Source organism: Paramicrobacterium chengjingii (genome assembly GCF_011751765.2).
Lineage (GTDB): Bacteria > Actinomycetota > Actinomycetes > Actinomycetales > Microbacteriaceae > Paramicrobacterium > Paramicrobacterium chengjingii.
The window spans coordinates 1461280-1482368 of record NZ_CP061169.1; the positions used below are offsets into that span (position 1 = coordinate 1461280).

The 21089-nt window shown below is 61.8% G+C and carries 26 protein-coding genes; 21 read left to right on the forward strand and 5 right to left on the reverse strand.

Features of this window, described 5'->3' with window-relative positions:
* Positions 1-19: 19 nt before the first annotated feature.
* Complete coding sequence (gene ftsY / locus HCR76_RS07120) at positions 20-898, forward strand: signal recognition particle-docking protein FtsY (protein WP_166989528.1); 879 nt, start codon at positions 20-22, stop codon at positions 896-898.
* Entirely contained in the window at positions 899-1399 is a 501-nt protein-coding gene (locus tag HCR76_RS07125) for a DUF2004 domain-containing protein (RefSeq protein WP_166989530.1), read from the forward strand.
* A gap of 5 nt (positions 1400-1404) precedes the next feature.
* On the opposite strand, the gene lipA is transcribed toward HCR76_RS07125, so the two are convergent.
* Positions 1405-2427: a lipoyl synthase gene (lipA, locus tag HCR76_RS07130; protein ID WP_166989532.1), complete on the reverse strand. Its 1023-nt coding sequence runs from the start codon at positions 2425-2427 to the stop codon at positions 1405-1407.
* A complete protein-coding gene (gene lipB / locus HCR76_RS07135) occupies positions 2424-3068 on the reverse strand; it encodes a lipoyl(octanoyl) transferase LipB (protein WP_166989534.1) in 645 nt (214 codons plus the stop codon). Before lipB ends, lipA begins: the two co-directional genes overlap by 4 nt.
* Positions 3069-3171: 103 nt before the next feature.
* Between lipB and ffh the strand changes: the two genes are divergently transcribed.
* Positions 3172-4725, forward strand: coding sequence for a signal recognition particle protein (gene ffh, locus HCR76_RS07140; RefSeq protein WP_166989536.1), 1554 nt, complete (start codon positions 3172-3174; stop codon positions 4723-4725).
* On the opposite strand, the gene HCR76_RS07145 is transcribed toward ffh, so the two are convergent.
* Positions 4722-5852: a glutamate--cysteine ligase gene (locus tag HCR76_RS07145; RefSeq protein ID WP_166989537.1), complete on the reverse strand. Its 1131-nt coding sequence runs from the start codon at positions 5850-5852 to the stop codon at positions 4722-4724. The genes ffh and HCR76_RS07145 overlap by 4 nt on opposite strands.
* A gap of 240 nt (positions 5853-6092) precedes the next feature.
* Between HCR76_RS07145 and rpsP the strand changes: the two genes are divergently transcribed.
* Genes rpsP through trmD form a run of 4 tightly spaced genes read left to right on the forward strand, consistent with a single transcriptional unit; the run spans position 6093 to position 8073 of the window.
* The gene (gene rpsP / locus HCR76_RS07150) at positions 6093-6521 is read left to right on the forward strand and encodes a 30S ribosomal protein S16 (RefSeq protein ID WP_166989539.1); all 429 of its coding nucleotides are present in this window, start codon (positions 6093-6095) and stop codon (positions 6519-6521) included.
* Positions 6522-6523: 2 nt separating this feature from the next.
* Entirely contained in the window at positions 6524-6760 is a 237-nt protein-coding gene (locus HCR76_RS07155) for an RNA-binding protein (protein WP_166989541.1), read from the forward strand.
* A gap of 1 nt (position 6761) precedes the next feature.
* Positions 6762-7352 (forward strand): ribosome maturation factor RimM, encoded by a 591-nt coding sequence (gene rimM, locus HCR76_RS07160; RefSeq protein ID WP_166989542.1) that lies wholly within the window; start codon positions 6762-6764, stop codon positions 7350-7352.
* A 34-nt stretch (positions 7353-7386) separates the two neighbouring features.
* A complete protein-coding gene (gene trmD / locus HCR76_RS07165; RefSeq protein WP_166989544.1) occupies positions 7387-8073 on the forward strand; it encodes a tRNA (guanosine(37)-N1)-methyltransferase TrmD in 687 nt (228 codons plus the stop codon).
* 3 nt (positions 8074-8076) lie between these two features.
* Here the strand turns inward: trmD and map are convergent, their stop codons facing one another.
* Entirely contained in the window at positions 8077-8841 is a 765-nt protein-coding gene (gene map, locus HCR76_RS07170; RefSeq protein ID WP_166989546.1) for a type I methionyl aminopeptidase, read from the reverse strand.
* Between the two features lie 85 nt (positions 8842-8926).
* Here map and HCR76_RS07175 point away from each other — a divergent pair, with 85 nt between their 5' ends.
* The 9 genes from HCR76_RS07175 (at position 8927) to HCR76_RS07215 (ending at position 15981) form a co-directional block, all read left to right on the forward strand.
* Positions 8927-9445, forward strand: coding sequence for an MFS transporter (locus HCR76_RS07175; protein ID WP_166989548.1), 519 nt, complete (start codon positions 8927-8929; stop codon positions 9443-9445).
* Between the two features lie 166 nt (positions 9446-9611).
* Entirely contained in the window at positions 9612-9959 is a 348-nt protein-coding gene (gene rplS / locus HCR76_RS07180) for a 50S ribosomal protein L19 (RefSeq protein WP_166989550.1), read from the forward strand.
* A gap of 64 nt (positions 9960-10023) precedes the next feature.
* On the forward strand, positions 10024-10758 hold the full coding sequence (gene lepB, locus HCR76_RS07185; RefSeq protein ID WP_166989552.1) for a signal peptidase I: 735 nt from the start codon (positions 10024-10026) through the stop codon (positions 10756-10758).
* A gap of 11 nt (positions 10759-10769) precedes the next feature.
* Positions 10770-11417 carry a ribonuclease HII gene (rnhB, locus tag HCR76_RS07190; RefSeq protein ID WP_166989553.1) on the forward strand — a complete coding sequence of 216 codons (648 nt, stop codon included), beginning with the start codon at positions 10770-10772 and terminating at the stop codon, positions 11415-11417.
* Positions 11418-11424: 7 nt separating this feature from the next.
* A complete protein-coding gene (locus tag HCR76_RS07195; protein ID WP_166983442.1) occupies positions 11425-11748 on the forward strand; it encodes a DUF2469 domain-containing protein in 324 nt (107 codons plus the stop codon).
* A 143-nt stretch (positions 11749-11891) separates the two neighbouring features.
* On the forward strand, positions 11892-12251 hold the full coding sequence (locus HCR76_RS07200; protein WP_166989555.1) for a YraN family protein: 360 nt from the start codon (positions 11892-11894) through the stop codon (positions 12249-12251).
* Positions 12251-13783 carry a YifB family Mg chelatase-like AAA ATPase gene (locus HCR76_RS07205; RefSeq protein WP_166989557.1) on the forward strand — a complete coding sequence of 511 codons (1533 nt, stop codon included), beginning with the start codon at positions 12251-12253 and terminating at the stop codon, positions 13781-13783. Before HCR76_RS07200 ends, HCR76_RS07205 begins: the two co-directional genes overlap by 1 nt.
* On the forward strand, positions 13780-14973 hold the full coding sequence (dprA, locus tag HCR76_RS07210) for a DNA-processing protein DprA (RefSeq protein ID WP_166989559.1): 1194 nt from the start codon (positions 13780-13782) through the stop codon (positions 14971-14973). The genes HCR76_RS07205 and dprA overlap by 4 nt, the downstream gene beginning before the upstream one ends.
* Before the next feature lie 84 nt (positions 14974-15057).
* On the forward strand, positions 15058-15981 hold the full coding sequence (locus HCR76_RS07215) for a tyrosine recombinase (RefSeq protein ID WP_166989561.1): 924 nt from the start codon (positions 15058-15060) through the stop codon (positions 15979-15981).
* Here the strand turns inward: HCR76_RS07215 and HCR76_RS07220 are convergent.
* Complete coding sequence (locus tag HCR76_RS07220) at positions 15944-16573, reverse strand: murein hydrolase activator EnvC family protein (protein WP_244971516.1); 630 nt, start codon at positions 16571-16573, stop codon at positions 15944-15946. The two genes, HCR76_RS07215 and HCR76_RS07220, sit on opposite strands and share 38 nt — an antisense overlap.
* 240 nt (positions 16574-16813) lie before the next feature.
* Here HCR76_RS07220 and rpsB point away from each other — a divergent pair, with 240 nt between their 5' ends.
* From rpsB to HCR76_RS07245, 5 genes are all read left to right on the forward strand, one after another.
* Complete coding sequence (gene rpsB / locus HCR76_RS07225) at positions 16814-17797, forward strand: 30S ribosomal protein S2 (protein WP_166989563.1); 984 nt, start codon at positions 16814-16816, stop codon at positions 17795-17797.
* Positions 17798-17823: 26 nt separating this feature from the next.
* Entirely contained in the window at positions 17824-18651 is an 828-nt protein-coding gene (gene tsf / locus HCR76_RS07230; RefSeq protein WP_166989564.1) for a translation elongation factor Ts, read from the forward strand.
* 113 nt (positions 18652-18764) lie between these two features.
* On the forward strand, positions 18765-19475 hold the full coding sequence (gene pyrH, locus HCR76_RS07235) for a UMP kinase (RefSeq protein WP_166989566.1): 711 nt from the start codon (positions 18765-18767) through the stop codon (positions 19473-19475).
* Between the two features lie 35 nt (positions 19476-19510).
* Positions 19511-20065, forward strand: coding sequence for a ribosome recycling factor (frr, locus tag HCR76_RS07240; protein ID WP_166989568.1), 555 nt, complete (start codon positions 19511-19513; stop codon positions 20063-20065).
* Between the two features lie 27 nt (positions 20066-20092).
* Positions 20093-21073 carry a phosphatidate cytidylyltransferase gene (locus tag HCR76_RS07245; protein WP_235934032.1) on the forward strand — a complete coding sequence of 327 codons (981 nt, stop codon included), beginning with the start codon at positions 20093-20095 and terminating at the stop codon, positions 21071-21073.
* The last annotated feature ends 16 nt before the right edge of the window (positions 21074-21089 follow it).

The following is a 21089-nucleotide window of genomic DNA, read 5'->3' on the forward strand; positions in this document are numbered from 1 at the left end:
CGGCGGCTACGCTTGAACCATGGCAGAAAGCACCCCGTGGTCACTTTCCGGGGCCCTGAGGGGCATGTTCCACCGGCCGACTATTGACGAATCGACCTGGGACGATCTCGAATACGCGCTCATCACCGCCGATTTCGGCTCCGATATCGCTGAGGCGATTATCGATGAGCTTCGGGCGAACGTCGACAGGTATCACACCACCGACCCACGCGACCTTCAGCGGATGCTGCGCGAAACCGTCGATGAACGGCTGTCACGCTTTGATCCGACACTGATGTTGAGCGAACGCCCCGCTGTCGTGCTGATGGTCGGTGTGAACGGAGTAGGCAAGACGACAACCATCGGCAAGCTTGCCCGATTCATCAGCAATGCAGGGCGCAGCGTGGTCGTCGGAGCCGCAGACACCTTTCGGGCGGCCGCTGTCGAACAGCTCGGAACCTGGGCAGAGCGAGCGGGCGTGGCTATCGTCAAACCGCAGCATCCGGGTCAGGACCCAGCATCGGTCGCCTACCAGACAGTCGAGCACGCCCTCAGCACGGGAACAGAGATTGTGCTCATCGACACGGCTGGACGCCTGCACACAAAGGGCGGGCTTATGGACGAACTGTCGAAGATTCGCCGCGTCGTCGAAAAGCAGACGCCGATTGCCGAGGTGCTGCTTGTTCTCGACGCGACGACGGGTCAGAACGGCGTACAGCAGGCACAGGCCTTCATCGAGCATGCTGGCGTCACGGGGCTTGTGCTCACCAAGCTCGACGGCTCTGCAAAGGGTGGTTTCGTGCTCGCCGTTCAAGAACGAACGGGCCTGCCTATCAAACTCATCGGCCAAGGCGAGGGCATCGGCGACATCACCGGTTTCACCCCTCACGTCTTCGCCCAGAACCTCGTGGGAGCGTAAATGGGAATCGAGCACGATTATTTCGGAGTCATTGAATCGGATGCCTCGGGCGCGCTCTACTGGTCGGAGAGCGTCGAGGCGGGCGATCAGGCCGTCGATGTCTCGCTCAGCGCACCCCCTCAGGTGACGGTGAGTGACGAGGCTCTCGAGGTTGCACAGGCCATGATCGCCACCCTCGAGGGGCTCGATTTGCGTGCGCGAGAATCTCTCGTCGCAGATCTTGGCACCCCGGCATCCGATGTCGCTGCTTTTCTGCTCGAGATCGAAGAACGATTCGGAGCAGAGCTCAGCGATTTCATTACACGGGAGTCCGGAGATCTCGGCATTGACGTGATTCGCTCGCTCGAGCTGCTTCGTGTGGCATTTCACCCGCACCAGACCGGCGAAGGAGACACTTTCGTCTCTTTGGAGTTCGCCCTGGCACCCGATGAAAACGATCTCGCTCTCCTCGTGCATCTGAGCATGGGAGGCGAGCCCGTCTCCACCGACTTTCTCGACTGATTCCCTCAGACCGCCTGGGCGAAAGGCCGCGTATCGTCGGCAAGGTGTCGCAGTTCGTCGGGGATGGGGCGCTCCGACGCCACCATCGACTGCGCCCAGAGGCGTCCCGCTCGGTACGATGAGCGCACGAGAGGCCCGGCGAGTACGCCGAGAAACCCCATTCGTTCCGCCGCCTCTTTGTGCTCGATAAACTCCTGAGGCTTGACCCACCGCGCGATCGGAAGATGCCGCGGGGACGGCCGCAGATACTGCGTCAACGTGATGATGTCGGTGCCTGCCTCACGGAGATCATGCAGCGCGGTGAGCACCTCCTCGGGCTCTTCGCCCATTCCGAGGATGAGATTCGACTTGGTGATGAGCCCAGCGTCATGCGCCTGCGTGAGAACGCCGAGCGAGCGCTCATAGCGAAACGCGGGACGGATGCGCTTGAAGAGCCGGGGGACCGTTTCGACATTGTGGGCAAATACCTCGGGGCGTGCATCGAAGATCTCGCCCAGAAACGCGGGATCGCCGTTGTGCTCATTGGCGAGAAGTTCGACGCCGGTATTCGGATTGTGCGCTCGTATCTGACGTACAGTCTCGGCATTCAGCCAGGCACCGGTGTCGGGAAGGTCATCTCGGGCAACGCTCGTTATCGTCGCATAACGCAGACCCATGCGCGCAACGCTCTCGGCGACTCGGCGCGGCTCATCCGTGTCGTACGCTGCGGGCTTTCCTGTATCGATCTGGCAGAAGTCACAGCGCCGCGTGCATTGGGATCCGCCGATCAAGAACGTCGCCTCGCGGTCTTCCCAACATTCGTAGATGTTCGGGCAGCCCGCCTCCTGGCAGACGGTATGCAGATTCTCATCCTTGACGAGTGCGCTGAGTTGAGTGAATTCGGGACCCATGCGTGCTCGCGTCTTGATCCACTCGGGCTTACGTTCGATGGGCGTCTGTGCGTTCCTCACCTCAAGTCGCAGAAGCTGCCTCCCTTTGGGAGCCGTCGCCGCAACCTGATTTCCGCTTGCAACCCCGCATCCGCTCATGCGACAACCTCAGCGCTGTCGAAAGCGCCGGCAATCGCGTGAGAGACAGAATCTGCGATGTCAGCGGGGGAGACGCGCTGCCCAAGCTGTTCGCTGATGCTTGTGACACCAGCATCCCGGATGCCGCACGGAACGATGCGGTCGAATGCGCCGAGCTCGTTGTCGCAGTTGAGTGCGAAGCCGTGCATCGTGACACCTTCCGCGACGCGAACACCGATCGCCGCGATCTTCGCGTCGCGATCGATGCCATGCACCCACACGCCCGAGCGACCGCGAACCTGAACGGCATCGATGCCGAGGCCAGCAAGAACGTCGATGAGCGTGGTCTCGAGCGTGCGCACATAGGCAACGACGTCGATCGGGTCGGGAAGCCGCACGATCGGGTACCCAACGAGCTGCCCCGGGCCGTGCCAGGTGATCTTCCCACCGCGATCGACGTCGATCACAGGGGTGCCATCGTCGGGGCGCTCGCTGTCTTCTGTGCGTTTGCCCGCCGTGTAGACGGCCTCATGCTCGAGAAGCAGCAGCGTCTCGGGACCCGTGCGGTCGGCGACGCGGCGATGCGTGGCGCGTTGCAGGTTCCACGCGTCGATGTAGGGGACAAATTCGGGGGCGAACCCGATGATCGATGTTGTCAGCATTCCCTCACCGTAGCGTTAATGTACTGCGTCTATAAAACATTTTCGCGACGTGTCGCCCTCGTGGCGCACTCGTCCAGCGAAACCCAGTAGAATCTGTGTCCAAATGGCTACATTCGGAACCCTCTCAGACCGCCTCGCAGAGACCTTCAAGAATCTTCGCAAGAAGGGCACGCTCTCGGCCTCGGACATCGATGGCACCGTTCGGGAGATCCGGCGTGCGCTCATCGATGCCGACGTCGCTTTTGATGTTGTGAAAGAGTTCACGTCGCGAATTCGTGAACGTGCGCTCGGTGACGAGGTGAGCAAGGCGCTGAACCCGGCACAGCAGGTTGTTCAGATCGTCAACGACGAGCTCATCAGCATTCTCGGAGGCGAGCAGCGTCGGCTCGAGTTTGCCAAGACGCCGCCGACGGTGATCATGCTCGCTGGCCTCCAGGGCGCCGGAAAGACGACGCTTGCCGGAAAGCTCGCGCAGTGGCTTGCGAAAGACGGCCACACACCGCTTCTCGTCGCCTGTGACCTGCAGCGACCCAACGCCGTCACACAGCTGAGCGTGGTGGCCGAGCAGGCCGGAGCGAGCATCTTCGCCCCCGAGCCGGGCAACGGCGTCGGCGACCCGGTGCGCGTGGCGAAAGACTCCATCAAGCACGCGCGCGACAAGCAGTACGACACGGTCATCATCGACACCGCCGGTCGACTCGGCGTCGACGCCGAGCTCATGAAGCAGGCCGCGAACATTCGCAAGGCCGTCGACCCCGACGAGGTGCTGTTCGTCATCGACGCCATGATCGGTCAGGATGCCGTGGCCACCGCGAAGGCCTTCCAAGACGGAGTCGACTTCACCGGAGTCGTGCTGTCCAAGCTGGACGGCGACGCGCGCGGTGGTGCTGCGCTTTCTGTCGCGTCGGTGACCGGCCGACCGATTATGTTCGCCTCGACAGGGGAGGGGCTCGGTGATTTTGAGCCGTTTCATCCTGACCGCATGGCGAGCCGCATTCTTGACCTCGGTGACATTCTCACCCTGATTGAGCAGGCTCAGCAGGCGTTTGACGAAGAGGAGGCGCGTCAGGTCGCAGAGAAGTTTGCGACGGACACGTTCACGCTCGACGACTTTCTCAAGCAGATGCAGCAACTGCGCAATATGGGCTCCATCAAGAAGATGATGGGGATGCTGCCCGGCATGGCGCAGCAGCGCGATCAGCTCGACAACTTCGATGAGAAGGAAATTGTCCGCACCGAGGCGATCATCCAGTCGATGACGCGAGCAGAGCGCACGAACCCGAAGGTGCTCAACGGCTCTCGGAGGCTGCGCATTGCACGAGGCTCGGGGTCGACGGTGACCGACGTGAACCAGCTCGTCAATCGCTTCGAGCAGGCCGCGAAAATGATGAAGACCGTCGCCAAGGGCGGAATGCCCCAGATTCCCGGCATGGGGCCGGTTCCCGGAGCCCACGGTGGCGGGGGAGCGCGCAAGGCGAAGAAGGGCAAGAAGAAGGGCTCACGCTCGGGCAACCCGGCAAAGCGGGCAGCTGAGAACGCCGGCATGAGCGAACCGACGACAGCACCGGCAGGAAACGGGTTCGGCCTTGGCGCGGGCGGTACGCCTGAGCCGAGCGAAGAGGAGCTCGCTTCGCTGCAGAAGTTTCTCGGTCGCTAACTCGCATCGAGCTCGCGAGCGAGCTGCGCAACGACAGCCGTGAGGTCACCGTGAGCCCCTGCAGCTGCGTTTCGCTGTCTGGTGCTGCTTCCCCCGTGCGCAATGATGTCACGCAGCGAGTGCAGCTCCGCGGCGCACTCGAGGCGAGTGGCTACGGGCTCAAGGCGTGAGATGAGCGTTGCGATGTCGTCTGCGACCGGGCGCTGACGACCGGCTCTATCGACGATGATCGTTGCGTCGAGCCCGTACCGTGCTGCTCGCCACTTGTTCTCGCGCACGAACCACGGTTGCAGATCTTCAAGGTGTTTCCCCTCATCGAGCCTCTGGGCGAGATCATCGACGAGGCAGTGCACGAGGGCAGCGATGCCGGCAAGTTCTGCTGCGGTCGATGTGCTGTCGCAGAACCGCACCTCCACGGTTCCCCAGGTTGCCGACGGACGGACGTCCCAGCGCACCTCCGTCTGATCCTCGATGATTCCTGTCGCGAGTTCATCGTTGACGTAGCGCTCGTAGTCGCCCCACGTTCGAATCTGCTCGTACGGAATTCCCGCAGTCGGTAGCTGCTGAAACATCAATGAGCGGTTCGACGCGTACCCCGTGTCGACGCCGCCCCAGAAAGGGCTCGACGCCGACAGCGCGAGCAGGTGCGGAAAATACTGCAGCATGCCCGAGACGATCGGCAGCGCCTTGTCGACGTCATCGAGCCCCACGTGCACGTGAACTCCCCAGATGAGCATGTTTCGACCCCACCACTGCGTGCGCTCGATGAGCTTGTGGTACCGCTCCTTATCGGTGACCGGCTGATCAAACCACTGACCGAATGGGTGCGTTCCTGCGGCGATCGGAACAACATTGCGTGCCGCGGCGACGGCACGCACCTCGTTGAGAAGGGTAGACAGCTCTTCGACAGCATCCGACACTCGCGTATGCACACCGCTGACCAGCTCGACGGTGTTCTGAAGAAGTTCGGAGACGATCTGCGGATGATCGCGGCCATCTGACTGACGCAGATCATCGAGTACGTCGCCGGCCGCGTTGGCGAGATCGCCCGTCTTCTGATTGACGAGCGCCAGCTCCCACTCGATGCCGATCGACGATCTGGCTGACTTCGCGAACTCGATCGTCATGCCCTGCGACCTTCCTCTGCCCGGGACACTATCCTCACACGCGGGAAGCGCGTGATGACGCGACGGGCCGTGTAAATCATCAATTAGCGGTCGGCCCCGTAATCTGGCAGAATATATCGCTGAAGCTGTGGTTGCTCGACCCTCTATCCGGCAACCATCGCCTACCACTAGTTTTCGTGCCGTCTGTGTACCCCACCGGTCGGGCCGAGCACACCAACCAACAGACATCTCAGGAGAATTGTGGCTGTCAAGATTCGTTTGAAGCGCTTCGGAAAAATCCGTTCGCCCTATTACCGTATCGTTGTCGCTGACTCGCGCACCAAGCGTGACGGTCGGGTCATCGAGGAGATCGGCAAGTACCACCCGACCGAAGAGCCGTCGCTCATTCAGGTCGACTCCGACCGTGCTCAGTACTGGCTCTCGGTTGGCGCTCAGCCTACCGAGCAGGTGCTCGCGCTTCTCAAGCTCACGGGCGACTGGGGAACGTTCAAGGGTGACAAGGATGCCGTCTCGACGGTGAAGCTGCGCGAGGCCAAGGCCGAGTTCGTCGCAGACGAGAAGAAGAAGCCCGTGCTCAAGCCCAAGGCAGAGAAGCCTGCCGATAAGGCAGCAGAGAAGCCCGCTGACAATGCCGAGGCCGCTGACGCTCCGGCCGAAGAGCAGGCCTAGTCTTGCTCGCACCGGCTCTAGAGCACCTCGTCAAGGGAATCGTCGAAAACCCTGACGACGTGAATGTTCTTGCCAAGACCACGTCTCGTGGTGAGGTCCTCGAGGTTCGCGTGAACCCCGAGGACCTCGGCCGGGTCATCGGCCGTTCCGGCCGCACGGCAAAGGCTCTGCGCACCGTTGTCGGTGCGCTTGCTGACGGCTCGCGCGTTCGTGTCGACGTGGTCGACACTGACGACTGACGTGGCACAGCAGGACCCGCACCGTACGTCGCTCCGCGTGGGGCGGCTCTCGAAGGCCCATGGCCTCAAGGGTGCACTCAAACTCGAGCTGTTCACGGACGATCCCGATCGACGGTTTGTTCCCGGAGCTGCGTTCAGCCTTCAGGTTCCACCGTCGTCACCCTGGCACGGCTCGTCGATCGTGCTCTCTGAGTTGCGGTGGTACAACGGATCGCCCGTCGCGTTCTTCGAAGGTGTCGCCGATCGCACGGCCGCTGAGACGCTCGTCAAGGCAATTCTGTGGACGGACGATACAGACCAGTCAGCGGAAGAGAACGCCTGGTACGATCACCAGCTCGTCGGTCTGCGCGTGAAGCGTGACGGCGTTGACGTCGGCACAGTGAGCCGCGTCGACCACTTTCCGTCTCAAGACCTGCTGATCGTCGCCACGGACAATGGCGACGTCATGGTTCCATTCGTTGCCGCAATCGTTCCGCTCGTCGACATCGATGCCGGCACGGTCACGGTGACCCCACCCTATGGGCTCTTTGAAGAGACACCGGATGACGGTCACGAGACCGGCGCGAAGCCAGCATCCGACCCCACCGAGTAGCGCTGCGCAGTCACGGCGATGGGAGACTGGGGAAATGCGCTTTGACATCGTCACGATCTTTCCCGAGTTTTTCGGCGTCCTCGACATTTCGTTGCTCGGGCGGGCGCGTCAAAGCGGAGTAATTGAGCTCGGCATCCATAACCTGCGCGACTACACGCATGACCGGCATCGAACCGTCGATGACACGCCCTACGGCGGGGGCGCGGGCATGGTAATGAAACCGGAGCCATGGGGAGAGGCCCTCGACGACGTGATCGAGAGCGCTGATGACCCGCTGGTGATCTTTCCGTCGCCCGCCGGCGAGGTCTTTACCCAACGTATGGCTCGAGAGCTGGCAGACGAGTCTCACCTCGTGTTCGGCTGTGGGCGCTATGAGGGCATCGACCAGAGGGTCTTCGATCACACGCAAACGCGAGCGCGCATGAAGCTCGTGAGCCTCGGGGACTACGTGCTCAACGGGGGAGAGGTGGCAGTGATGGCCATGATCGAGGCGATCGGACGCCTCGTGCCCGGCGTCGTCGGCAACCCGGAAAGCCTTGTTCAGGAGTCGCATGAAGACGGACTGCTCGAGTACCCCAGTTACACGAAACCCTCTGTCTGGCGCGGACACGACGTGCCGCCCGTGCTGCTGAGCGGCAACCACGGAGCGGTCGACGCGTGGCGGCGCGAACAGCAGATCGAACGCACGCGACGGGTGCGCCCCGATCTTCTGCCCGAGTAGACCTCAGCGCTTCGTGAGCACGACAGGGCCGTCGTCTGTGATCGCGATGGTGTGCTCCATGTGTGCCCCACGCGATCCGTCGGCGCTGCGGAGCGTCCAGCCATCGGCATCCGTCACCAGCTTGTCTGTGGTCAAAAGGAACCACGGCTCGATCGCGATGACGAGCCCGGCGCGCAGCGGATAGCCACGGCCCGCACGCCCATCGTTGGGCACATGGGGTTCGCCGTGCATCGTGCGGCCCACACCGTGCCCACCGAAGTCGGTGTTGATCGAGTACCCTGCGGCGTGCGCGATCTCGGCGATGGCGGCAGAGATGTCGCCGATCTTTCCACCGGTTTGCGCCGCCGCGATTCCTGCGTCGAGGGCACGAGTCGTCACGTCGATAAGCTGAACATCTTCGTCACGCGGCGTTCCCACAATGACGCTGAGCGCAGAATCAGAGACCCAGCCGTCGACGGATGCTGCAAAGTCGACGCTCAGCAGATCACCGTCGCGAAGACGATAGTCACGAGGGAGCCCGTGGAGAACCGCGTCGTTCACCGACGTGCACAGCACCTTTCCAAACGGCATGGCGCCGAATGAGGGGTGATAGTCGATGTAGCAGGACTCGGCGCCTGCCGCGCGAATGCGGTCGTGGGCGAGCCTGTCGAGGTCGAGCAGATTCACGCCAACGTCAGCGGCATCGGCCAGCGCGCTCAGGGTGTCGGCAACGAAGCGTCCAGCCGGCCGCATCCGCTCAATTTCTTCGGGCGTCTTTAATTCGATCATTGGTTCCTCCGCGTCCATTCTTTCAGCCAGCGAGTACGCAGTGGGCGTGGGTGGTTCTCTCAGTTTGCCGACCTAGCATAAGGCTATGTTTCTTCGCAGGGCCGTCTACTACTGGCAACTCGCCGCGGTGCTGCTTCTTCCCCTCTGGCTTTTCGTCGGTTGGGGTATCTGGGGCGGAAGCGCGTGGACGTTCTTCGGCGTCGTTGTCGCTGCGCCAATCCTCTTTGTTGCGCTGCTGATCGTCACTCTCGTGATTTACGGTCGTACCGAAGTGCGCGAGCACAATGCGCTCTCGTGGATCGACGTGGGCATTCTGGCCGTGTGGCATGCAAGCATCATCGGGTTCGGATGCTTCGGATCCACAGCGTCCCTTTTCGCCGTGCTCACCGCTGTGTTCGGACTCACAGCATTCTGGGTGGCACTGTGGGAGCTGGTGCGCAGCGTCACCCGCAAAGCACGCGCAACGTTAAAAGAGTTTGAGTCGATGACCGGAGCCGGAACGCACTACAGCACAGTGACTCCGCCGCGCGATCGAGACGAGCGCACGAATCCTGATGACGACGTCTTCGTCATCTACGAAGGACGTCACGACAAGAGCGTCTGATCGATTGGCGCCCGAGCCACAATCGTGGCAGAATTGACGTTCGTGCCTTGGCTCAGTTCTGCCTCAGGGGAACTTATGCGCACCGGAGAGATCCGAAACAGGCATGCACCTTCAACTTCCTAATGATTCGCGCTCGACCTGTGGCGGGCGCAGAGAGCGAACAATCATGCACATCCTCGACAGCGTCGATGCAGCATCACTCAAGTCCGACGTCCCCGACTTCCGCCCCGGCGACACCGTCAAGGTTCACGTGAACATCATCGAGGGAACTCGTTCACGTGTGCAGGTTTTCCAGGGTGCCGTCATTGCCCGTCAGGGCCACGGCGTGCGTGAGACCTTCACGGTTCGCAAGGTGAGCTTCCAGGTGGGTGTCGAGCGTACGTTCCCCGTTCACTCGCCGGTCATCGAGAAGATCGAGCTCGTGTCGCGCGGTGACGTGCGTCGCGCGAAGATCTATTACCTGCGCAATCTGCACGGCAAGAAGGCAAAGATTCGCGAGAAGCGCGCAAACTGACCCGCGCCGTTGGCAGAACGTCCCGAGCTCCCCACCTAGACTGGTGGGGAGCTCGGACGGTTTAATGACAGAAGAATCAATGACGGCGGAGAATCCCGCAGACAAGCGGCGGCGCGGAGCGCTCGCATTCCTTCGCGACCTGGTGATCATTGTGATCGTGGCGCTTCTTGTGTCATTTCTCGTCAAGACGTTTCTCGTTCGCTCGTTCTACATCCCCTCGGGATCGATGGAGAACACGCTGCAGATCGACGACCGCATCATTGTCAATGAGCTCGTGCCCGATATCGTCGATCTCCAGCGCGGCGACGTTGTCGTATTCACAGACCCGGGCGGATGGTTGAACTCACCTCCTCCTGACGCCGACGTTCCGTGGATTGTCAGTGCGTGGGACGGGCTGCTGAATTCGGTGGGTCTTTCCGTGAGTGACAGCAATGACCACCTCATCAAACGCGTGATCGGGTTGCCGGGCGACCATGTGACCTGCTGCAATGCGCTCGGGCAGATGAGCGTCAACGGCGTGCCGCTCAACGAGACGTATCTGCTGCTTCCCCAGTCGGCGCAGGCAGTCTCAGCGACATCGTTCGACGTGACAGTGCCCGATGACTCGCTTTGGGTGATGGGGGACAACCGCTACAACTCCAAGGACTCCCGCTACAACGGCAACACCCCGGGCAAGGGCTACGTGCCGATCGACAACGTCGTCGGCCGAGCCTTTGTGATCAGCTGGCCGATTGCGCGGTGGCAGTGGCTTGGCGACTATCCTGAGACGTTTGCAGGAATTCCGGATGCGGGAAGCTAAGCGAGTCGTGCATGGTCGTCTGTGATCCGACGCTTGACGTTGAGTCTGAGCTGCTCACTGGAGGGGCGCCGTTTGTGATCGGCTGCGATGAAGTCGGTCGCGGAGCTGTCGCCGGGCCCGTCGCCGTAGGAATGGCCGTCGTCGATGCGACGCACGTGATCATCCCCGATGGCCTGCGCGATTCAAAGATGCTCAGCGAGAAGAAGCGCACTGCACTCGCACCCATCGTGCAGTCCTGGGCTTTGCATTCTGCCGTGGGGCTGGCCAGCGCTGGCGAAGTGGACGAGATCGGCATCATCGCTGCCCTCGGGCTGGCAGCCAAGCGCGCCCTCGGCGTTCTTCATGAGCAGGGCCTCGCGGTCGCCTCAGGCATCATCCTTCTCGATGGCAACCACGACTACCTGTCACCGATGCTGAACCACCCTCTCGACGTGCGCACGCGGGTGAAGGGCGACCGTGACTGTGCGTCGATCTCGGGGGCATCCGTTGTCGCGAAGGTGCACAGAGACACCATCATGATCGCTGAGCATGCGCGGCATCCGGAATATGGATGGCAGGCGAATAAGGGATACGGATCGACTGTGCACATGGAAGCGATCAGGCTGAACGGGCCAACGCCGGTACACCGCCGAAGTTGGCTCACCAACCACGTAGGATGAGACGACAATGGATGAAGAGGATTTCGAGGACTACGACCGTGAGGTCGAGCTTGCACTATTTCGTGAGTACCGTGACGTTGTCGGCCAATTCGGCTATGTGATTGAGACCGAACGCCGGTTTTACCTGGCGAACGACGTCGAGCTGGTACGCCGCGACACGGAGCACGATTTCTACTTCGAGATCACGATGAAAGACGTCTGGGTGTGGGATATCTACCGCTCGGACCGCTTCGTGAAATCGGTGCGGGTGCTCACGTTCAAGGACGTCAATATCGAGGAGCTTCAGAGCCGCGAGTTCGAGCTTCCCAAGGATCTCGCTCTCGACGAGTAGTCGCAGTCCGGATGCCGCGGGACGCCGTCATGCACACATTGCTGCACGCGAATCGTCGTCCACAGTTTGCGTGGTGATCCGGCGCGCTCACAACTGAGCACGATGCCCTCGCGCGTGAGGCGTTGCAGCGCCACGATGGTCGCATGCACGAGTCAACGATCGAATTCGGCGCACGCGGCGAAGACGCAGCCTGCGCACACCTGGAGCGAGCAGGCTACGAGATACTCGAGCGCAATTGGCGCCATACACTTGGCGAAATCGACATTATTGCCCGAACGGGTGAGACCGTTGTCTTCGTCGAGGTCAAGACGCGCTCCGGAATCGGCTACGGGCATCCGTTCGAGGCGATAACGCGCGACAAATCTCTTCGTCTTCGGCGGCTTGCGCATCAATGGGTCGCCGATGCGAGCACGGTTCCACGCCGCATCCGTATCGACGCTATAGCTGTTCTTTGGCCCCGTGATGGCCGGCCATCCATCGAACACCTTGAGCAGGTGTGCTGATGACCGTTGCACGTACCTGGGCCGTTGCCCTGATCGGCCTTGACGGCACACTCATCGAGGTCGAGGCCGACATCTCCGCACAGCTTCCGGCATTTGTGATCATCGGTCTCGGAGACCGATCACTTCGTGAAGCCGAGGGTCGTGTCCGACAAGCGGCGAGCAATTCGGGATGCCGACTGGCACCGCGGCACATCACCGTCAACCTGTCTCCGGCGAGCCTTCCCAAGCACGGTGCGACGTTTGACCTGGCAATTGCTCTCGCGTGTCTTGCCGCGGACGGGATGGTGGACCGCACATCGGTGGACCGCGTGGTTCACATCGGGGAACTGGGGCTTGACGGCCGACTGAGACCCACCCCTGGCGTGCTTCCCGCTGTCCGCTCCGCGGTTCGAGAGGGCCGAGCTATCGTGATGGTTCCGACGGCGAACGCCGAGGAGGCACGGCTCGTTCCCGGAGCCACCGTCGTGCCCGTTGGATCACTTCGCGATGCGGCGATTCATCATGGCGCCGACCTGGACGCCCGAGCCACCGAGCCGATACAGGCAGCGCCGCACGGTGACGTGCCTGTCGATGATCTCGACATCGGCGACGTCGTCGGGCAATCGGAGGCCGTTGATGCCCTCGAGACCGCCGCGGCCGGCGGGCATCACGTGATGATGCTGGGTCCGCCTGGGGCGGGAAAGACGATGCTTGCTGAACGTCTGCCGGGCATTTTGCCCGACCTCAGCATCGATGAGGCTCTCGAGACGGCAAGCGTTCGCTCGCTTGCGGGGGAGCCGATCGATGGCACCCTCTGCGTGCGGCCAGGCTACGAGGCACCGCATCACACGGCGACGGCTGCCGCGATCGTCGGGGGTGGGAGTGGAATGATCCGCCCTGGTGCGGCGGCTCGGGCAGTCAACGGGGTGCTCTTTCTCGATGAAGCACCGGAGTTTCCTCGTACGGTCCTCGATGCACTCCGACAGCCGCTTGAAAGCGGCGTCATCACCATTCATCGGGCGAATTCTGTCGCACGATTTCCCGGTCGATTCCAGCTTGTCATCGCAGCGAATCCGTGCCCGTGCGGTCAGTACGGATCAGCAGACGGTGCCTGCACGTGCCCGCCTGCAGCGATTCGTCGATACCTGGGGAGGCTCTCGGGGCCATTGCGCGATCGGGTCGATATTCATTTGAATATCCCGCGTGTTTCCGCGGCACATTTGCGGGCGGCGCGCGCGTCTTCGGCGCTCCACTCGAGCGACGTGCGAGAGCGAGTCGCGGCCGCGCGAGCACGCGCCGCGGAGCGTCTGAAAGAAACACCGTGGACGCGGAATTCGGAGGTGACCGGCGCGTGGTTGCGCGGTGACGGTGCCCTTTCGCGCGGCGTCACGGCAGTCATCGATCGCGCGTTGGAACGTGGCGGTCTCACCATGCGCGGTTACGACAGGGTTCTGCGAGTTGCGTGGAGCGTAAGTGACCTTGCTGAATCGTCGAGGCCGACGGCAGAGCATGTGGGCAAGGCGTTGTATTTGAGAAAGGGAATAGCGACGTGACGACTCCAGACAACAGAGGGAAAAATGCATGTGCAGGCGAGAAACTTCGTGATGATGATGCAGAGCGGGTTGCGCGAGAGCAGTGGCTCGGCATCGCCGAGCCGGGAGACAGCACGGCGCATTCTCTGATCGGCGCACTCGGTGCGTCTTCTGCACTCGACCTCGTGTCGAGCGGAGCGTCGGCCCGGGACATCGTCGATGTTCTCGTGAAGCACGTTGATGCCGGGGCAGAGCTCATCGACGATCTCGTTGCCCTCGTCGGCGATGGTCTTAAGCGCTGGTCAGGGCGAATTGGAGTCACCGACGTCGATGCGGCTCGTCGTTCTGCCGCCGCGTGCGACGCGCGATTTCTCATGCCAGGCGATTCAGAATGGCCCGGTTCGTTCGACGATTTGGGGGAGCACGCGCCACTTGGACTCTGGGTGCGAGGCCAGCTTGGAACCTTTCCCGAGAGATCGGTGGCTCTCGTGGGGTCTCGCAATTCAACCGGGTACGGGGAGCACATCACCGTCGAAATCGCATCTGGTCTCGTGTCGCGCGGGTTGGGGGTTGTTTCCGGCGCCGCATATGGAATTGACGGAAATGCACATCGTGCGGCCCTGGCGTCGAATGGGGAGACCATTGCGATACTCGCCGGGGGAGTCGATCGGCCATACCCGGCCGGTCACAGTGAGTTGATCGAGCGCATAGCAGCACGCGGTGCCCTCATCAGCGAGGTGCCCTGCGGCACGCCGCCGACGAAGTGGCGTTTTCTGCAGCGCAACAGGCTCATCAGCGCATTGGCTACAGCGACAGTCGTGGTCGAAGCGGGGTGGCGCAGCGGCTCGCTCAACACAGCCGCGCATGCGGCGACGCTTGGGCGTCCGCTCGGGGCCGTGCCTGGGCCCGTGACGAGTGCCACATCGGCTGGGTGTCACCGTCTTCTGCGTGACAGCGGCGCGACCTGCGTCACCACGGCAGACAACGTTGCAGAGCTCGCGGGCGTCGGGGCCGACAACGACATTCTTCAGCCTCTTCGAGACTGGACTCAGACCCGAGTTCTCGACGCGATGACGTCTCGCAGGCCGCGAAGCGTTGATGAGATCGCCGCGCTGAGCGGACTCGACCATGACAGCGTGCGTGCGTGCCTCGGTGCCCTTGACGTTCTCGGCGACGTGCGTCACACCGCCAACGGATGGCTCATGTCGTGAGTCGGGCTCACTCTTCACCACGGGGTGGCGAGCTCTGCGGAGTGCCGCACGTGAAATCCCGCAGCGTCACCGGATACTGAAACCATGGACATTGCCGCGGCTCGAGAGGAGTTCATCGACTATGTGCGCGTCGAGCGGAACTTCTCGCCGCAGACCGCGCGTGCTTATGCCTCAGACCTGAGCGCATTTCTGGAATGGTCGGCCACACAGACCGTCACCGACACGCGTCATCTTAACCTCGATCACTATCGAGATTGGCTCTGGAAGATGTCGAACGACGGACTCGCGCAAACCACCATCGCACGGCGCTCGGCGACGCTCCGAAGCTGGTCGGCATGGATGTGGCGCGAAGGAGCGACAGAGACCGACACGGCTGCGCGACTGCGCTCGCCGAAGACGGGACGGCATCTGCCGAAGGTTGTGCCGCGCGACGCCATGGATTCACTACTTCACGGGCTGGGCGTCGCCGCCGCTGACGGCAGCCCAAGCGATGTGCGCGATCGCGCGATCGTTGAGCTGCTTTATGCATCAGGACTTCGCGTCTCTGAATTGTGTGGACTCGATATCGATGATGTTGATCTTGACCGGCTCACCGTGCGCGTGACGGGAAAGGGGTCAAAGCAGCGAATTGTGCCCTTTGGGGTTCCAGCTCAGTCGGCGATCGTGGATTATCTTCGCGACGCCCGTGCCCTTTTGCTTCGCCAGAATTCGTCTCCGACTGCGGGAGACACGTCTGCGGTTTTCCTGGGAACTCGAGGATCGAGACTGAGCACTCGTTCGGCATACACCGTGATCTCACGCATCCTCTCCCAGGTGCCGGCGGCGAGCGGGGTCGGACCGCACACTCTGAGGCACACAGCCGCAACGCATCTTCTCGACGGCGGTGCGGATCTTCGTGCCGTGCAGGAACTCCTGGGTCACTCGAGCCTCGGGACGACACAGATCTATACGCACGTGTCTGCTGACCGACTCAGAGAGAGCTATCGACTGGCCCACCCTCGCGCGTAGCCGCCGAGACGAACGGGAGAAGCACAGCCCTCTCGATCCCGCCGAAGAAGATGAGCGGGTTGACGTATTCGCCGTGAACACGAACGCCGATGTGCAGACAATCCGAACCGCAGTGCGGTCCCGTCGTGATTGTTCCGATCACCTGGCCGCGTTTCACGCTCTCACCCTCTGAGACAAGCGGAGTCACCGCCTCGAAGCTGCTGAGCACGTCACCAATGTGCTCGATCGTGATCACCGGCCTGTTGACAACAACACCGGCGAAGAAAACTGTTCCCTCCGCTGGTGCGTGAACCTCCTGATTCTCGTTCGCGGCAGCATCGATTCCTCTGTGCCCCTTTCCCCAGGGGTCAGTCGGCGCCTCGAATGCCCGGGTTACACGTCGATTGCCGTCCAACGGCCATTGCCAGGATGTGTTGGCGGCAGAATCTGCGGGGGAGTGCACAGCCGCAGCGGGAGCATCGGTAAACACCACTGACAGCCCGAGAACCACGGCGGTGACGGCAATGACGCCGCGCATTCGGCGTCGAGAGGAATGGATGCCCATTCCCCGATTGTTGTCTGTGACGAGGGGTCCGCCTGAAACTTCAGCCACGATGTGAATGTCGATGCCTCATCGTTGGGCTGTGGACGACAACGCACGTCGCGTCGGATGCTAGAATGGCCGGAGCATCCCGTGTGTCGGGATGACTACGCGTGCCCAATCGGCCTCCTCACCCAACGGTCTTCGCTCTGTGAGCGTTGTGGGTGTGTGCCGGGCACCAGGGAGTGCGGTCACCAGATCGCACCATCAACCGCAGAGACGCCGCACGGCGTCAGAGAAGGAGACACGGCCATGGCCGTCGTAACGATTCGCCAGCTGCTTGACAGCGGCGTGCACTTCGGGCACCAGACCCGTCGTTGGAACCCCAAGATGAAGCGCTTCATCTTCACGGAGCGTTCCGGCATCTACATCATTGACCTTCAGCAGTCGCTCGCGTACATCGACCGCGCGTACGACTTCGTCAAGGAGACCGTCGCCCACGGCGGCAGCGTGCTCTTCGTCGGAACGAAGAAGCAGGCTCAGGAATCCATCGCCGAGCAGGCGACGCGCGTGGGTCAGCCCTACGTCAACCAGCGTTGGCTTGGTGGACTCCTCACGAACTTCCAGACGGTTTCGAAGCGACTTGCGCGCATGAAGGAGCTCGAGGAGCTCGACTACGAGGATGCCTCGAAGTCTGCCTTCACAAAGAAGGAACTTCTGATCAAGAAGCGCGAGCTCGACAAGCTTCACAAGTCGCTTGGCGGAATTCGCAACCTCACGAAGACCCCGTCTGCACTGTGGATCGTCGACACGAAGAAGGAGCACCTCGCCGTTGACGAGGCGAAGAAGCTCGGGATTCCCGTCGTCGCCATTCTCGACACCAACTGCGACCCCGACGAGGTCAACTACCCGATTCCGGGGAACGACGACGCGATCCGTTCCGTGAGCCTGCTCACACGCATCGTTGCCGACGCCGCCGCCGAGGGTCTCATCCAGCGCCACCAGAAGCCTGCCGAGGGTTCTGAGCAGGCCGAGCCGCTGGCCGAGTGGGAGAAAGAACTTCTGACCGCTGAGCAGGGCGAGTCCACGACCGAGCCGGCCGACGAACCAGCTGAGAAGTCTGATGCTCCTGCTGTCGACGCAGCCGAGGCTCCGGCAACAGACGAGGCTCCGGCTGCCGAAGAGGCACCCGCCGCTGAGACAGCCGAAGCTCCCGCTGAGGAAACTGCCGAAGAGGCAACCGAGGCTCCTGCTGCTGAGGCCGACGAAGCCACTGCAGCCGACGACGCAAAGTAACTTTCGACTACAAGGAGTTCCATACAATGGCAAACTTCAGCATTGCCGATCTGAAGACGCTGCGTGAGCAGCTTGGCACGGGCATGGCCGACACAAAGGCCGCGCTCGTCGAAGCTGACGGTGACATCGAGAAGGCGACGGAGATTCTTCGTCTGAAGGGTGCAAAGGGCAACGCAAAGCGCGCTGACCGTTCGACGAGCGAGGGACTGATCCTCTCGCGCGAGTCCGACGGTTCAACGACGCTTGTCGAGCTGGCCTGCGAGACTGACTTCGTCGCAAAGAACGAGAAGTTCGGCGACCTGGCAAACACGGTTGCCGACGCGGTAGTCGCGGCTGGCGCGTCGTCGGTCGATGAAGGTCTCGCTGCCGTCAGCGATGGCAAGACCGTCGCCGACGTCATCGGCGAGCAGGCAGCGACCATCGGCGAGAAGATCGAACTCCGTCGTGTTGTGCGCGTCGAGGGTACGAACTTCGCTGTCTATCTGCACCGCACGTCGAAGGACCTGCCGCCCCAGATCGGAGTCGTCGTTTCCTACCAGGGCGACGACGCAGAGACGGCCCGTGCCATCGCGCAGCACATCGCAATGTTCGACCCGGCCTACCTGGGCGTCGACGACGTTCCGGCAGACGTGCTCGATAAAGAGCGTGAGATCGTCACCGAGATCTCGCGCAACGAGGGCAAGCCAGAGGCCGCGCTCCCGAAGATCATCGAGGGCCGCGTGAATGCCTTCCTCAAGCAGGTTGTGCTTGTGGAGCAGGCGTACGCCCGCGACAGCAAGGTTCAGGTGAAGAAGGTTCTCGCCGACTCTGGCCTGACCATCACCGGTTTTGCTCGCCTGAAGGTCGGCGCGTAAAGATACGAGAGGAGTCCGGGTTGCGAATTGAGCAGCCCGGACTTCTTTGTGTGTGCACGCATGCACGACACCCAGTAGTTTGAAGAGCACACGATCGGAAGGATGTCATCTGCATGTCGGAGAAGAAGCGCAGAGTACTGCTGAAGCTGTCAGGTGAAGCGTTCGGTGGAGGCCAGCTCGGGGTGAACCCCGACGTTGTCGGTAACATCGCCCGGGAAATTGCAGAAGCCGCCAGCGACGTCGAGATTGCCGTCGTCGTGGGAGGCGGCAACTTTTTTCGCGGAGCTGAACTCTCAGAGCGCGGCATGGAACGCGGCCGCGCCGACTATATGGGCATGCTCGGCACCGTTATGAATGCCCTTGCATTGCAAGACTTCCTCGAGCAGGCCGGCGCAACGACGCGCGTTCAGTCTGCAATCGAGATGACTCAGGTGGCGGAGCCGTACATTCCGCGTCGAGCTGAACGGCACCTCGAGAAGGGGCGTGTCGTCATCTTCGGTGCCGGAGCAGGCCTTCCCTATTTCTCGACTGACACCGTGTCGGCCCAGCGTGCGCTTGAAATCGGCGCCGATGTTGTGCTCGTTGCGAAGAACGGTGTGGACGGCGTTTACACGGCCGACCCTCGCATCGACACGAGCGCAACTCTCATCGACAACATCACGTATCAGGAGGCGCTGCAGAAGGGCCTCAAGGTTGTCGATTCCACGGCATTCAGCCTGTGCATGGATAACCATATGCCGATGCAGGTGTTCGGAATGGAGCCATCGGGCAACGTCACGGCTGCGCTGCGCGGCAGTGAGATGGGAACCTTCGTCAGCAACTAGACTGGATCAAGGCCAACGACGAGAAGGAGCGACGAGTGATCGCCGATGTATTGACTGAAACGTCATCAAAGATGGACAAAGCCGTTGAGGTGGCCAAGGACGACTTCGCTACCGTGCGGTCGGGGCGAGCGAACCCGCAACTCTTTCAGCGCATTCTCGTTGACTATTACGGTTCGCCGACACCGCTGGAGCAGCTCGCGTCGATCAACAACACTGATGCCCGCTCGATCGTGATCTCGCCGTACGACAAGACGGCGTTGAAGGACATCGAACAGGGAATACGTGATGCCCCGAACCTTGGCGTCAACCCGACGAACGACGGCACGATTATACGGGTGACGATGCCAGAGCTCACGGAAGAACGTCGCAAAGAATACGTCAAGCTTGTGCGCGGAAAAGGTGAAGACGCGCGAGTCGCCGTTCGCAACATCCGCCGCAAGGGAAAAGATGATCTTGATGCGTTGAAAGGTGATGTCGGAGACGATGAGGTTGCGCGAGGCGAGAAAGAACTCGAGCAGATCACCAAGTCGCATACTGACGCCATTGACGAGGCTCTCAAGCGCAAAGAGGCCGAGCTTCTCGAGGTGTGACATCCGTGATCACAATCGAGGAATTCTGTGAACGCTGATGACGAGCACTCGTCACGGCGAGAGAGCGGCCGCCGGCGCCGATCGGACCTGCACGCGCAGCTGCGCGAGACGAGAGATGACATCGAACGCCAGGTTCGCGACGGCCGGGTGCGTTTCGACCAGGTGAATGAGCGGATTGAGGCCAGAACGGGCCGAAATCTGATTCTCGCGATCGTGATCGGGGTCGTTCTCGGCATCGGCCTCGTGGCGAGTCTGATCTTTGTGAAGGTCGTCTTTGCGATCTTCGCGACGATCATCGTAGGCTTCACGGCCTTTGAACTCGCGAATGCCCTGCGTCGAACGGGACGGGCCGTTGACCCGATCGCCGCGGTGATCTCGGCTGTGCTCATCATCGGCACGGCATATTTCATCGACGCCCCCTCCCGCGGCATGGTGTTCGCAGGCGGCATCGCGTTCGTCATCGTCTACCGGCTTGTCGCTCAGATGGCGTCGGGGCAATCACGAAATGTGAAACAGACGGTGAGTGACCTGGCAACAGCGGCGTTCATTCAGGTTTACGTTCCCTGGCTGGCCAGTTTCGCCGTCGTACTCGTTTCACAAGAGAACGGTGAATGGTGGACACTAGCGTTCATTGCGTTGGTCGTGAGTGTTGACGTCGGCGCCTATGCCGCGGGCCTGTCCTTCGGAAAACACCCTATGGCCCCGAACATCAGCCCGAAGAAGACGTGGGAAGGTTTCGCCGGCGCTGTCGTCTGCAGCATCCTCGCTGGCATTCTGCTGGCGCTCTTCATGATCGGTCAGCCGTGGTGGGTCGGCGTTATTCTCGGCCTACTCATTCTGGGGAGTGCGACGGTCGGAGACCTTGTCGAGTCAATGATCAAACGCGACATGGGCATTAAAGACATGAGCTCGTGGCTGCCGGGGCACGGCGGTTTTCTCGACAGACTCGATTCGATTCTTCCCTCGGCGGCCGTCATGTTTGCGGTCTACACGGTTGCGGTTCACTGAGGGTGTTTTCAGCAGC